Raw genomic sequence first — 13,315 nt, 5'->3', positions numbered from 1 at the left:
CAAAAAAACAGCCAAGCGAAATAAATATAGCAAGGCTTTAATTTTAACACCTTTCTTCTTGAACGAACTCATACTAGAACTCACCGAGATAAGCCCAAGAGAGTTTTTTGGCCAGGGAAACCAAAATATAGACCTCCTAAAGAAATATTTCCCGAAACTGAAAATTGTCGCAAGGGGCAATAAGATAAAAGTATATGGCGATGAAGAACTGTTAGAAGAGTTCGACCGGCGTTTTGATATGCTAACCACCCATTTCACTAAATATAATAAGCTTGATGAAAACGTTATTGAGCGGGTATTGACTAGCGAAACATCATCAGACTACGAATCTCCGGCCAATAGTGGAGAAGTACTCGTACACGGTGTCAGTGGGCGTCTCATTAAGCCACAAACGGTGAACCAACGCAAACTTGTCGATGCCGCTAAGAAGAATGATATGGTTTTTGCCATCGGTCCCGCAGGAACGGGTAAAACCTATACAGGCGTTGCTCTGGCCGTTAAGGCCTTGAAAGAGAAGCAAGTCAAAAGAATAATTCTTACCCGCCCCGCGGTAGAGGCTGGGGAAAATCTTGGTTTTTTACCAGGTGATCTTAAAGAAAAATTAGACCCCTACATGCAACCTTTGTATGATGGTCTGCGCGATATGATTCCCGCTGAAAAATTGGCTCATTTGATAGAGAACGGTACCATTCAAATTGCTCCATTGGCTTTTATGCGAGGACGTACGTTAGACAATGCCTTTGTAATTTTAGATGAAGCCCAGAACACTACCCATGCACAGATGAAAATGTTCTTGACACGTATGGGCAAAAATGCAAAATTCTTGGTTACGGGTGATCCTGGTCAGATCGATTTACCTCGACGAACCATTTCGGGGCTCAAGGAAGCTTTGTTGATATTAAAAAATACCGATGGTATTTCTATAGTTTATTTAGATGACAAAGATGTTATTCGTCATAAACTGGTCAAAAAAGTTATCGACGCTTATAAAACAATCGAGCATCAAAATTAATTTCAGTCTACATTTTTATAAATATTAAGATTAGGTAATGAGCAGAACCATAATCGACACCAATTTTAATTTTCCTGGTCAAAAAAGCGTTTACAAAGGTAAGGTGCGTGAGGTGTACACTTTGGCGAACGATATTTTATTGATGATAGCAACGGATCGTCTTTCTGCATTCGATGTGGTTATGCCCAAGGGAATACCCTATAAGGGTCAGATATTGAACCAAATCGCTACCAAAATGATGGCGGCGACGGAAGATATTGTGCCCAATTGGTTGATTGCGACCCCTGACCCAAATGTAGCCCTCGGTCATGCGTGTGAACCATTTAAAGTAGAAATGGTGATAAGGGGGTATATGTCTGGTCATGCCGCTAGGGAGTACAAAGCGGGAAAACGAATGTTATGTGGCGTGCCGATGCCCGAAGGAATGAAGGAAAATGACAAATTTCCTGAGCCGATTATTACTCCTGCCACTAAAGCAGAAATGGGTGATCACGATGAGGATATTTCTAGGGAGGATATTTTAAAGAAGGGAATAGTTTCGGAAGAAGATTATATAATTCTTGAAAAATATACCAGAGATCTTTTTCAAAGAGGAACCGAAATAGCTGCTGAAAGAAACTTGATTTTGGTAGATACCAAATACGAATTTGGTAAGACCCGAGAAGGTAAGATTGTGCTCATCGATGAAATTCATACCCCCGATTCTTCCCGTTATTTTTATGCCGATGGCTATCAAGAACGTCAAGATAGGGGAGAGGCACAGAAACAACTGTCTAAAGAATTCGTCCGTCAATGGTTGATACAAAACGATTTTCAAGGTCTAGAAGGGCAGACCTTACCTGAAATGACCGATGACTATATTGAATCGGTATCTGAAAGGTATATTGAACTTTTCGATAACATTACCGGCACATCTTTTGAAAAAGCTGATATTTCGAATATTCAAGAACGGATAGAAACAAATGTACTTAACTATCTAAAGGAGAAGAAATTAGCGCCATAGTTTTTTAACCGAAAAATTTTTGGTCGATTTTAATTTTTCTACAATTTTTATAAAGGCGATGGCAGTAATGTACGCATCGCCCAAAGCAGTGTGGCGATCTTTTGTTGAGATGTCGAATTTTTCTGCGAGTTGGTCAAGGGTATATTGTTCTTGAGGTATAAGCAAAGGAGATTTTATCAAGGTTCGCTTATACAATATAGAGGTGTCAAGCACTTTGTTTTTGAGGTTAGGCATGCCGTGGCGCTTGAGCGCTTCGTTGATCATCTTGATGTCAAATCCCGCGTGGTGGGCTACCAAAATTGAATCTTCTATAAATTCAAGAAAAAACATCAAAGCCTCAATTTCGGTTATTCTTTCCTTATTTTCCTCTTGCATTATACCATGAATTTCGATGTTCTTGGCATGATAGAAATGTTGGTCAAGGAAAACTTCAAAACTTTGATTTATGGCAATGGTGTTATTCTGTAAACTCAGTGCCCCAATCGATAATATGCGGTCGTTATCATAATCAAATCCTGTGGTTTCAGTGTCAAGCACCACGAATCTCACCTTCTGAAGTTCGGTAGGCAGTTTTGTTTCAAATTTTGAAGCGTATTGAACCCAGAAGTCAGGATAGTTTTTTTTCCTTTTTTTGAAGAAGCTTATCATCCCACCAAATTAGCCACTTTAAATCTAATTTTAAGCAGTTCTTGAAGCTCTTTAATAGTCTTAAAGGTTCGTTTAAGTTTTATTTTTTCTTCTTTACTTAAAGTATCCAAAGAAATAAATCTTCCGGAATCATTATGCAATAAGCCCTGTTTGGTTCTAAATTTTAACAGCGCCTTGGTCGCATAAGAACAGGCTAGAAAAAGTTCTTGATTGTTCGGTTCAATTTCAGCCAGTTTCTCGAATCTTTCTGCAGTGTTATTTATCGATTTCACTTGGTTTGACAGTACCAAGACACGAGCACCTTCGACCAAAGGCATTAACGCCCTTCGCTTTAAGTCGAAAAAGTCTTTGTGGGCACCATCCTCTTCAACAAGAAATGACCTGAAAAATCCGCTTGGTGAGGGGTTTTGTAAAGCCCCACTGGCCAGGTGTACGAAAAATATCGGGTATTTTTGTGTGGTAGATAAAATATGGGCGGTTAATTGCTGAACCAAATCTTGATTACCATAGGTATGATTGTAATCGAAGAAAATAGATGATAAGAGTACTTCGTCTTTACCTGGGTTGGTAATCCAATGCTGGGTTCGTTCTTTCCATTCGGTTAGGCTAAGACACCACTCCGGGTTCGATGCCATCATTTCAGCGGGACAGTACTCGTACCCGATTTCATGAAGACCTTTTGTGACTCTTTTTGATAGTTCTATAAAATACTTTTTGGTATTTCCTAGCTCATCTTCCGGTACATCTTCAAATATAAGTGCATTATCTTGATCGGTATGTAATAACTGTTCGCTTCGCCCTTGGCTACCTAAGGCGAGCCAAGCAAACTTTACGGGCGGCGTTGAATCAATCTTATTTAAGGAAATGTTTATAACCCTTTTTATGCAGGCATCATTAAGTTCGGTGATGATTTTTGAAATAAGGGTAAGGGGTATGTTCTGTGCTAAATAGCCTTTCAAAAGGCTCATAATGCTATGTCTTATCCGCTTAATCTTTTTGAGTTTGCGGGCCCTGTTGATGGCCTTCATCAATACAGCAGGGTTATTGCCCAGTTCGAGCATAATATCATGCTTAGAGATGATACCAATGGCCTCGGTATTTGGGGTGCCGTCCTGAGTTAGGCATAAGTGGCTAATGCCACTTTTCATCATGGCCATTTGGGCTTGGGCCAAAGTCATTTTAGTAGGGTAGGTAATGACCGGTGAGCTCATAATATCTTTTGCCCGTGCCGTAATCGGAAATTTTCCCGTAGCAATTTTGTTTCTCAAATCTTTATCGGTAATTATACCACTAGGAAGTTTATCTTTTAAAACCAGCATAGCACCCACCTTCTTTTTGGTCATATTGGTAGCTACAGCCTTAATAGTAGCATCGGGCGCACAAGAAACTAGTTTCTTTGAATAGTTGACGGACTGTAGGTCTAAAAGGTCATTAGTGGGCGGGGTTACCGATATTTCAGGGGATTCTTGAAAAAGTTTTCCTTTTCTGCCTACCGAATAGGGATTTCGGGTATTAGAAGCGAAACTCTCCATTAAAAAATTGGAAACCCCTTCGCGACTCTTTGTGAAAACTTTGAAATTAGAGATGGGTATGGCATATAATATACTCTCTTCATATGCTTTAGCCCCGATTTTATAGTCTTCATTGGCCATTAAGGGGCGTAACCCAAAAATATCGCCTTCGTCACATAAATCAACAATCTCATTATCTGCATTTCTAGATAGAGCTACTGCACCTTTATGAACCATATAAAAATACTCATGTGCTTTCTCATCTTCATCAAAAATAACCGCATCTCTTACCTTGTATATGATTTTTATTTCTTGAGAGAGCTCTTCTAAATCTTTTAGTTTGATTTCATTAAAAGGAGGGTAGTTCTTTATAAAATCGGCGACCCTAAAAGATATTGTATTCTTCATACCCACTGTTTAACCTCAAAGTTAAACGTTCCTCTGATTATTGTAAAGAAAAAGACCAGACTAATAGAAGGTCAGCCTGTAGAAGATAGAACAGTTCAACTTAGTATTTTAATTAAATGTAGATGTACAATAGCGCTTACTTAAAAATTAAGATATAAAAAAACCGGATTGTTTACCACAATACCGGTTTTTAGCATAAAATTTATCGTAGTAGCGAGAGAGGGACTTGAACCCTCGGCCTCCGGGTTATGAATCCGACGCTCTAACCAGCTGAGCTACCTCGCCAGGTCGTTTTTTCAAACGGGTGCAAATATAAGAGTAAATTTCGTGTCCATCAACATAACTCGAGCAAAAATATTCTTTAGGTTTTATTTTTTTATCATAAGGAAATCTATATATTGCCCGCAAGAAAATAGTTAAGAATGGATGATAAAATAAAATATGAACTTGAATTTGTAATACAGTCTTCTCCACAACTACTGTATCAATATATATCTACGCCTTCAGGTCTTTCTGAGTGGTTTGCAGATAACGTTAACTCTCGTGGAGAAATGTTCACTTTTATTTGGGACGGAGCCGAGGAAGAAGCGAAGTTGTTAAAGAGAAAAAGCGATGAGTTTGTAAAGTTTGCATGGGTAGAGAATGATGATGATTCATTTTTTGAAATGAAAATTATCGTTGACGAGATTACCAAAGATGTTTCGCTATTCATTAGCGATTTTGCCGAGGAAGACGAAGTCGAAGAAGCCAAAATGCTTTGGGGAAACCAAGTTTCAGATTTAAAGCAAGTTCTGGGATCAAAGTAGTCTCTTAAACGCATTAACCTTATATTTGGGCCTTAAATTTTTTTAAGGCTTTTTTTATGGTCAATTTTAATGGTCGATTGCTTGATGAAGAAACAGATTTTTTAGATCACAACAACAGGGGGTTGCGTTACGGTGACGCCCTTTTTGAGTCAATGCGTGTGGTGAACGGAAAACTGTTTTTCTGGGAAGATCACTATCTACGCTTAATGGCATCTATGCGTATTCTAAGAATGGAAATACCTATGGATTTTACCATGGAGTTTCTTGAGGATAAAATTTTAGAAACAATAGAGGGTAGTCAATTGAAAGACGCGTCAGCTCGTGTACGATTATCCGTTTTTCGCAACAATGGCGGACTTTACAGACCTGAGACCAATAATGTCTCATATATCATAGAAGTAGCTCAATTGAGCAATCCGTTTTACGTTATTGATGATGGCGATTATGAAGTAGAGCTGTACAAAGACTTTTATGTAAATAAAGATATGCTCTCGACGCTGAAGACCAACAACAAAATAATTAATGTTATAGGAAGCATTTTTGCAAAAGAGAACGATTATCAAAATTGCCTGCTCTTAAACGGAGACAAGCAAGTTGTAGAAGCACTTAACGGAAACATTTTTTTGGTCAAGGGCAACCATATCAAAACCCCACCATTAGACCATGGTTGTTTAAACGGTATTTTACGTAAAAAACTAATTGAGATTCTTAAGAAATTGGAGGGTTACTCTTTTGAAGAAGCTGCTATTTCACCCTTCGAACTGCAAAAGGCCGATGAGCTGTTCATTACGAATAGTATAATAGGTATTCAACCGATAGGTAAATATAGAAAGAAAGAATATGTTAATAATGTGGCAAAGAGTCTGATAGGCAAATTAAACGCCGCCGCCCGTTTGGGTTAATTTAAACTTGGGTTTTCCGGCGAATTTGACCATAAAAGGTAATTACCGCCAAGCTCTAACATTTTTTCTTTCCAGAAGGCATCTGCAGATTTATTAATAATATCACTTTCGTAGTCGTTTTTGACTACAATCCATGATTTTGAAGAAAGCTCTTGATCCAATTGTAAAGAAGACCAGCCCGAATAACCTAAAAAGAAACGAATATCATTTTCACAAATGGTTTTCTGATTGATAAGGTCAATTATTTTCTCGAAGTCACCACCCCAATATATACCATCTGATATCTCTATGCTATTGGCAATTAAATCGGGTACCCTATGAATGAAATAGAGATTATCTTGCTCAACAGGCCCCCCATTATAAACCTGAAACGGAATGGAAATCTCGTTGATCAGATCATTTATAAAGTATTCCAAAGGCTTGTTAAGAATAAAGCCTACAGAACCTTCATCGTTATGTTCGGCCAATAGTACGACAGATCTATTGAAAGAAACATCGCCTGTCAAGGCTGGTTCTGCAATCAAAAGCTTGCCTTTTTTTGGTTTAACGTCGGTCATTGCTATAGTGAAATGGCTATTTAACTCTAAAATAAGATATTTCTTATAAAAATCAAGGTAAGAATCACAAAAAAAGCGCTCCATTGTAGGAAACAAAGGAGCGCTTTAGTAATATTTCTGATCAGTAAACTACTAGTTTACTGAATTTGCCAAATCTGACCCAGCTTTGAACTTAACTACGTTCTTAGCTGCGATTTTGATAGTTTTTCCAGTTGAAGGGTTTCTACCTTCTCTTGCGTTTCTTCTAGAAACAGACCAAGAACCGAAACCAACTAGTGATACACGATCACCTTTCTTCAAAGATCCTTCAACGTTACCCAAGAAAGATTCCAATGCTTTTTTCGCTGCCGCTTTTGTGATGCCGGCATCTGCTGCCATAGCATCGATCAATTCTGTTTTGTTCATAATGTAATTAAATTAATTGTTGTTATAATAATTTAAATCGTCTAACAAATTTATACGGATTTGCTTTCAACGCAAGTAAAATAGGGGTAAATCAGGGTTTTTGTTGATAACTAAGGTGGTTTGTTAATAAAGTAGGGCTTTTTTTACTTCTCTCGCAGCCCAATGATAATGGGGCTTTACAACATACGTGCAAAATTCTCGATTTCTAGGCCATTAAGAACGTCTTGAGTTTTCATTTTTTTCTTACCCGGAAGTTGTAGCTCGAGCAATTTTATAAAACCATTTTTTACTGCAACTTTGATTTCCTTTTTTGTGTGCAACACATGGCCTATCTCAAAGTTATGGTCATCTTTCTCAATTGTAGATTTGTATATTTTTAATGACATCTCGTTCTCCCCGTTTATGAAATTACTCCAAGCGGCCGGGTAGGGGCTAAGACCTCTTATATGGTTATGAATAGCTTCTAAAGATTGGTTCCAATCTATTTTACAGGTGTCTTTATGAATTTTAAAGGCTTCTTTTACAGGTTCGGAAGTAACCTGTTTTTGTGTTTTTATATCACCAAAAGCAATTTGTTTCACCGTTTTCACCACCAGTGCAGCACCCAGATGCATTAACTTGTCATGTAATGCACCTGCATTATCCTCAGGGTCAATAGTTGTTCTTTCTTGAAGTATTATTTCACCGGTATCTATTTTCTCATCTATGAAGAAGGTAGTAACGCCAGTCTCTGTTTCCCCATTAATGATTGCCCAATTTATGGGTGCGGCACCACGATAATCGGGTAGCAGCGATGCATGAAGATTAAAGGTGCCATAATCGGGCATTGCCCAAACTACTTTAGGTAACATTCGAAAAGCAACCACTATCTGTAGATTTGCCTCGAGACTTTTTAATTCAACAAGAAATTCTTCACTTTTGAGGTTTGTGGGTTGTAAAACTCTTAGCCCTTGTTCAGAGGCATACTTCTTAACATCTGATTCTTGTAATTTTCTTCCTCGGCCGGCTGGTCTATCTGGTGCGGTTATTACCCCGGCGATAGTATAATTTTCTTCTACCAGTCTTTTTAATATTGTTGTCGCAAATTCTGGGGTACCCATGAAAACTATTCGTAAATCTTTCATTTAATTTAGTATTAAGTTATGCTGCTAACCTTCAGCGGCACTCATATTCGTTTTTAGAATTAATTCTAATTAATTCGTTTTCAAGAAGAATTCTTAGTGTTCTTAGAATAGGTTCTTCTTTATAATCTAAATGGGCTATTAATGCTCTTGAACTTAAAGGCTTTGTTTGTAATGCCTTAATAATTTGTAGTTGAATAGTTTGCGTATTAAAACTAGCTTGGTTCTCGCCAAGACAAATATCACAAATACCGCAGTTCTCAGCTTTTTTTTCACCAAAATATTTCAGGAGCTGTTTACTTCGGCATATATCTGTTGTATCAATATATTTGAGTATACCTTCTATTTTTTCAACTTTTGTTCGGTTGAGTTCGCCCACCTGTTTAGCAAATACATTGATGGTAAGGTCATCTTCTCGAGGTACCAAAAAAGTTAATTCTAAATCATTATGTTGCGATTCATATGAGATGATTTCATCTTTTGCAAGCTGTTCAAGTACCTGAAGTACCCTTGCTTCGGTAGTATTCGACTTTTTTGCGATTAACACCGTATTTATTTTGGTTTCAAAATCGAAAATGCCTCCGTATGTTCTAAGAAGGGTTTGTACGATTGTGTTCGTGTTTTTATAGGATTCTAGGTAATCAAATATTTGCTCCTTATTACATATAAATTGTATGGTAGTCAATTTAGAAAATGATTCTGATAGGGCTATTGCCGAATGCTGGTCTAATATACGTAGTGCATTATAACTTAAAAACGAGCTTAGGCCGTACGTAGAAATAAAAGCATTAAAATTCAGTTGAAACTTTTGACCGGCACCTTCGCCATAAGCTATTTGAAAATAATTATTTAGTTTATTGTATAATCTTCTTAAAAACGGAATGTCAGGTAATGAGCTCAGAAATTGGTTTTTTAAGAGCTCTTCATCCATTTTATTGGTCAATAATACTGCCTGTGCCCGTTGACCGTTTCTGCCAGCACGACCAGCTTCTTGAAAATAGTTCTCTATACAATCGGGAATTTGATAATGTACGACCAGTGAAACGTCGGGTTTGTCGACACCCATTCCGAAGGCATTGGTGGCCACCATAACCTGTACCTTGTTGTTCAGCCAGGCTTCAAGCTTTGCCTGCTTTTCTTTCTGGGTGATGCCACCATGAAAGAAGTCGGCACTGCATTTATTATAGCTTAAGTATTGGGCAATTTCTTGTGTAATTCTTCGGGTACGCACATAAACGATAATACTCTGTTGCGTTTTTTGGCAAAGTTCCCTTAGTTTATATTTTTTATCCTCTACTTGAATTACGTTGAAGGCAATATTATCCCTTGAAAATGAATCTTTTACTATTAACGGTTCTGAAAACTCTAGGTTGTCAACGATATCTGACGCTACTTTATTGGTAGCGGTAGCGGTCAAAGCGATAATCGGAGTTTCCGGGAGGTAATTCCGCAATTTTGCACAATCTAAATAGGCGGGTCTAAAATCGTGGCCCCATTGCGATATGCAATGGGCCTCATCTATGGCAATAAGGTTAACGTTCATTTGCCTAATACGCTCTAAAACCAGTTCTTGCTGTAAGCGTTCGGGAGATAGGTAGAGAAATTTATAATTTCCGTACAGGCAATTGTCTAGTAGGTTGTCGAGCTCGGTAAAAGATATACCGCCTGTGAGCGCTATAGCCTTGATGCCTTTACTTTTCAAGCTGTTGACTTGGTCGTGAATGAGGGCTATAAGGGGCGATACTACGATACAAATTCCATCTTGTGCCATAGCCGGAACTTGAAAACAGACCGATTTTCCGCCTCCAGTAGGTAAAAGTGCCAGTACATCTTGCTTTTTAAGTACGGCCTCGATAATATTTTCTTGAGACCCCTTAAAACTAGAAAAGCCCCAGTACTGCCGTAAAATGCTGATGGGGTCGTTCGACATTAGTCTAACTTTATATGGTCCAAAATAAATTTAGCACGTTCCGCGACATTTCCCTTGGGCACCAAATTCACTGTATAACCGAAATGGGTATAGGCTTTTTCTAAGCTTTCAAATATCTTGACAGATTCTTCATAGGTTTCGAACCTTTCATTATCCACGGCATATATTTCTTTCCAAGGCGGCATTAGTAGAATATGGTCATATCGATAATTATAACAAGGCTGTGCAAATTCACTATCATAACTTTGACCGAAACAATTCATATAGGCATGCACATCGGGTATACCACGATCATAAAAAATGACTTCGGCCCCTGAATTCGCTTGGGTATGAAATTGTTCAATACGCCCATCTAAAAGCATTTGATTGAACATTTTTGGGTCTTTTACCGAAACAATGGGGTTGGTCTTGAATGTATTGGCGTTTTCTTCGTTTTTTTCTGCGGATGTCATACTACGAATAAGCTCATGAACGCAAAAGTGTCCTTGCTTTTCAAGATATTCGATTACAGATGTTTTGCCTGTACTTGGGCCACCGGTTACAACTACTTTTTTTACACTCAAATGATAGAGATTATAGGTGCAAAAGTAATCATTATGTAATGATTTTAAAATCGGGCATTTAAGAAGTACCTTTGTACAAAACTACTTTATGGACCAGAAAAATTCAGAGGAATTTTATACCCGTTTGCGTGAACAATTGGCAGAAAGTACTAAATGGCCATCAAACTATCTTTACAAATTTATTGTGTTAAGCGAGCCTGAAAAGATTGCACAAATTCATAAAATATTCGATAATACCGGAGCTGTTATTGAATCGAAGCAATCAAAAAAAGGAAAATACACCAGTGTTTCGGTAACTGTTAACTTAAAGAGCCCAGAAGAAGTTATAGCTAAGTATAAGGAAGTTGGGCAAGTTGAGGGAGTAATATCTTTGTAAATAGTTTTTCAGCCATAATTTTCTTAATTTGCAGGCGTTATAAGATTACTTCCTTTTATTTTTAAGTAAAATTTCTCAATTTGAATTTAGTAGAAAACCTAGAATATAATACTGAGCGGTCAAAGCTCATTATACCTGAATATGGTCGTCATTTTCAAAAAATGGTCGATTATGCCATCTCGATAGAGGATGATGAAGAAAGAAATAAGGTTGCTCAAGCCATTATAAGTGTGATGGGCAATATTCAGCCACACTTACGAGATGTACCTGATTTTCAGCACAAACTATGGGATCAGTTATTTATTATGTCCGACTTTAAGTTAGACGTAAAATCTCCCTTTCCTATTACGAGCAAAGAAGTGCTTCAACAGCGTCCTGATCCGCTGGAATATCCACAAAACTTTCCGAAGTATAGATTTTACGGCAACAACATCAAAAGAATGATCGATGTTGCCGTTAAATGGGAAAAAGGCGATATGCGCGACGGGCTTGAATACACGATTGCCAATCATATGAAAAAGTGTTACCTGAACTGGAACAAAGACACGGTAGATGATAAGGCGATATTTGCGCACTTATATGAATTAAGTGATGGTCAAATTGATCTTTCGGGAGAAAATCTTACCGATAGTGGCCAATTCTTGAAAAACAGGGTGGCGAAGTCGCCACGTAATAATTCGGGCAAGAAAAATCAAAGAAATAACAATAATCGCGGTAAAAAGCGATACTAATACCCTGCATCTTACATGGGCACCTTTAAAATTGAGGGCGGTCACCAACTTTCAGGTGAGATTACGCCTCAAGGCGCTAAAAACGAAGCCTTGCAAATTCTTTGTGCAGTACTACTCACTGGCGAAGAGATTACAATACATAATATACCAGACATCGTAGATGTCAATAAACTGATTGCCCTTCTTGAAGACTTGGGTGTAAAAATTCAGAAGAAGAAAAAAGGTTCTTATACCTTCAAGGCAGATGATGTTAATTTAGATTATTTGCAATCGGAACAATTCAAACAAGACGGCAGAGGCCTTAGAGGTTCGATTATGCTTGTGGGCCCATTATTGGCAAGGTTCGGTAAAGGTTATATACCTAAGCCCGGAGGCGATAAAATTGGTCGTAGAAGACTTGATACCCACTTCGAAGGTTTCATTAATTTGGGTGCAAAATTTCGTTACAATAGAGAAGAATATTTCTATGGGGTAGAGGCGAAAAAATTAAAGGGCACCTATATGTTGCTCGATGAGGCTTCAGTTACCGGAACAGCCAATATTCTAATGGCCGCTGTACTTGCTGAAGGTAAGACCACGATTTACAATGCAGCTTGTGAGCCGTACTTGCAACAACTTTGTAAGATGCTCAACCGCATGGGAGCTAAAATTTCCGGTGTCGGTTCAAACTTGCTTGAAATCGAGGGCGTCGATAAATTGGGAGGTACCGAACATACAATGCTGCCCGATATGATTGAGATTGGCAGTTGGATCGGACTTGCAGCTATGACCAAAAGTGAATTGACCATAAAAAATGTCAGTTGGGACGACTTAGGTCAAATTCCTACAGTTTTTAGAAAATTGGGTATTCAGTTGGAGCGTAAAGGTGATGACATCTTTATACCGAAGCACAAAGATGGTTACGAAATACAGAATTACATCGATGGTTCTATTTTAACTATTGCCGATGCCCCTTGGCCAGGACTCACCCCTGACCTTTTAAGCATAATTTTAGTAGTTGCTACCCAAGCTAAAGGTGAAGTACTTATACACCAAAAGATGTTCGAAAGCCGTTTATTCTTTGTAGATAAGCTTTTAGATATGGGCGCTAAGGTAATATTGTGCGATCCCCATAGAGCTACAGTAATCGGTCATGATTTCAAGTCGACCTTGAAAGCGACCACGATGACTTCACCCGATATTAGGGCAGGAGTTTCTCTTTTGATTGCTGCACTTTCGGCAAAAGGTACTTCAACCATTCACAATATTGAACAAATAGATCGAGGCTACGAAGATATCGATACACGTCTACGGGCAATTGGGGCGAGAATTACTCGTGTTTAATAACTGAACTTATTTTCAA

The 13,315-nt window shown here is 38.2% G+C and carries 14 protein-coding genes and 1 tRNA gene; 7 read left to right on the top strand and 8 right to left on the bottom strand.

The features are described from left to right. The first annotated feature begins 58 nt into the window (after nt 1-58). Nucleotides 59-1,012, top strand: coding sequence for a PhoH family protein (locus IV512_RS10655; RefSeq protein WP_209403175.1), 954 nt, complete (start codon nt 59-61; stop codon nt 1,010-1,012). Nucleotides 1,013-1,049: 37 nt separating this feature from the next. Next, entirely contained in the window at nt 1,050-2,015 is a 966-nt protein-coding gene (locus IV512_RS10650; RefSeq protein ID WP_209403174.1) for a phosphoribosylaminoimidazolesuccinocarboxamide synthase, read from the top strand. Here the strand turns inward: IV512_RS10650 and IV512_RS10645 are convergent. From IV512_RS10645 to IV512_RS10635, 3 genes are all read right to left on the bottom strand, one after another. Beyond that, on the bottom strand, nt 2,004-2,663 hold the full coding sequence (locus IV512_RS10645; RefSeq protein WP_209403172.1) for a PolC-type DNA polymerase III: 660 nt from the start codon (nt 2,661-2,663) through the stop codon (nt 2,004-2,006). The two genes, IV512_RS10650 and IV512_RS10645, sit on opposite strands and share 12 nt — an antisense overlap. Beyond that, complete coding sequence (locus IV512_RS10640) at nt 2,660-4,582, bottom strand: DUF294 nucleotidyltransferase-like domain-containing protein (protein ID WP_209403170.1); 1,923 nt, start codon at nt 4,580-4,582, stop codon at nt 2,660-2,662. The genes IV512_RS10645 and IV512_RS10640 overlap by 4 nt, the downstream gene beginning before the upstream one ends. A gap of 211 nt (nt 4,583-4,793) precedes the next feature. Next, nucleotides 4,794-4,867 (bottom strand) — tRNA-Met (locus tag IV512_RS10635). A 137-nt stretch (nt 4,868-5,004) separates the two neighbouring features. Between IV512_RS10635 and IV512_RS10630 the strand changes: the two genes are divergently transcribed. Both IV512_RS10630 and IV512_RS10625 read left to right on the top strand, forming a co-directional pair. Next, nucleotides 5,005-5,388 carry an START-like domain-containing protein gene (locus IV512_RS10630; RefSeq protein WP_209403168.1) on the top strand — a complete coding sequence of 128 codons (384 nt, stop codon included), beginning with the start codon at nt 5,005-5,007 and terminating at the stop codon, nt 5,386-5,388. Nucleotides 5,389-5,444: 56 nt separating this feature from the next. Beyond that, a complete protein-coding gene (locus IV512_RS10625) occupies nt 5,445-6,290 on the top strand; it encodes an aminotransferase class IV (protein ID WP_209403166.1) in 846 nt (281 codons plus the stop codon). On the opposite strand, the gene IV512_RS10620 is transcribed toward IV512_RS10625, so the two are convergent. From IV512_RS10620 to IV512_RS10600, 5 genes are all read right to left on the bottom strand, one after another. Continuing rightward, complete coding sequence (locus tag IV512_RS10620; protein WP_209403164.1) at nt 6,287-6,847, bottom strand: YqgE/AlgH family protein; 561 nt, start codon at nt 6,845-6,847, stop codon at nt 6,287-6,289. The two genes, IV512_RS10625 and IV512_RS10620, sit on opposite strands and share 4 nt — an antisense overlap. Nucleotides 6,848-6,979: 132 nt before the next feature. Continuing rightward, nucleotides 6,980-7,252 carry an HU family DNA-binding protein gene (locus IV512_RS10615; protein WP_100871839.1) on the bottom strand — a complete coding sequence of 91 codons (273 nt, stop codon included), beginning with the start codon at nt 7,250-7,252 and terminating at the stop codon, nt 6,980-6,982. 176 nt (nt 7,253-7,428) lie between these two features. Continuing rightward, the gene (gene fmt / locus IV512_RS10610) at nt 7,429-8,376 is read right to left on the bottom strand and encodes a methionyl-tRNA formyltransferase (protein WP_209403162.1); all 948 of its coding nucleotides are present in this window, start codon (nt 8,374-8,376) and stop codon (nt 7,429-7,431) included. Between the two features lie 31 nt (nt 8,377-8,407). Then, nucleotides 8,408-10,303, bottom strand: a complete 1,896-nt coding sequence (locus IV512_RS10605) for an ATP-dependent DNA helicase RecQ (protein ID WP_209403160.1) — start codon at nt 10,301-10,303, stop codon at nt 8,408-8,410. Beyond that, nucleotides 10,303-10,866 (bottom strand): AAA family ATPase, encoded by a 564-nt coding sequence (locus IV512_RS10600; RefSeq protein ID WP_209403158.1) that lies wholly within the window; start codon nt 10,864-10,866, stop codon nt 10,303-10,305. Before IV512_RS10600 ends, IV512_RS10605 begins: the two co-directional genes overlap by 1 nt. Nucleotides 10,867-10,954: 88 nt before the next feature. Between IV512_RS10600 and IV512_RS10595 the strand changes: the two genes are divergently transcribed. The 3 genes from IV512_RS10595 to murA all read left to right on the top strand — a co-directional run bounded on the left by IV512_RS10595 (nt 10,955) and on the right by murA (nt 13,296). Next, entirely contained in the window at nt 10,955-11,242 is a 288-nt protein-coding gene (locus IV512_RS10595) for a DUF493 family protein (protein ID WP_100871843.1), read from the top strand. An 80-nt stretch (nt 11,243-11,322) separates the two neighbouring features. Next, a complete protein-coding gene (locus IV512_RS10590; protein ID WP_100871844.1) occupies nt 11,323-11,973 on the top strand; it encodes a DUF4290 domain-containing protein in 651 nt (216 codons plus the stop codon). Nucleotides 11,974-11,988: 15 nt separating this feature from the next. After that, a complete protein-coding gene (gene murA / locus IV512_RS10585) occupies nt 11,989-13,296 on the top strand; it encodes a UDP-N-acetylglucosamine 1-carboxyvinyltransferase (protein WP_209403156.1) in 1,308 nt (435 codons plus the stop codon). Nucleotides 13,297-13,315 lie beyond the last annotated feature (19 nt).

Origin of the sequence: Pseudozobellia sp. WGM2, from assembly GCF_017810075.1 — a bacterium.
Classification (GTDB): Bacteria; Bacteroidota; Bacteroidia; order Flavobacteriales; family Flavobacteriaceae; genus JADNYK01.
Note: the sequence above shows the minus strand (reverse complement) of the source record. Positions and strands in the feature narration are given on the sequence as shown.

Coding starts and splice junctions, on each gene's coding strand:
- fmt (WP_209403162.1), bottom strand. CDS start 8,376: ATGAAAGATTTACGAATAGTTTTCATGGGTACCCCAGAATTTGCGACA.
- IV512_RS10620 (WP_209403164.1), bottom strand. CDS start 6,847: ATGACCGACGTTAAACCAAAAAAAGGCAAGCTTTTGATTGCAGAACCA.
- IV512_RS10615 (WP_100871839.1), bottom strand. CDS start 7,252: ATGAACAAAACAGAATTGATCGATGCTATGGCAGCAGATGCCGGCATC.
- IV512_RS10595 (WP_100871843.1), top strand. CDS start 10,955: ATGGACCAGAAAAATTCAGAGGAATTTTATACCCGTTTGCGTGAACAA.
- IV512_RS10625 (WP_209403166.1), top strand. CDS start 5,445: ATGGTCAATTTTAATGGTCGATTGCTTGATGAAGAAACAGATTTTTTA.
- IV512_RS10650 (WP_209403174.1), top strand. CDS start 1,050: ATGAGCAGAACCATAATCGACACCAATTTTAATTTTCCTGGTCAAAAA.
- IV512_RS10630 (WP_209403168.1), top strand. CDS start 5,005: ATGGATGATAAAATAAAATATGAACTTGAATTTGTAATACAGTCTTCT.
- IV512_RS10605 (WP_209403160.1), bottom strand. CDS start 10,303: ATGTCGAACGACCCCATCAGCATTTTACGGCAGTACTGGGGCTTTTCT.
- murA (WP_209403156.1), top strand. CDS start 11,989: ATGGGCACCTTTAAAATTGAGGGCGGTCACCAACTTTCAGGTGAGATT.
- IV512_RS10640 (WP_209403170.1), bottom strand. CDS start 4,582: ATGAAGAATACAATATCTTTTAGGGTCGCCGATTTTATAAAGAACTAC.
- IV512_RS10645 (WP_209403172.1), bottom strand. CDS start 2,663: ATGATAAGCTTCTTCAAAAAAAGGAAAAAAAACTATCCTGACTTCTGG.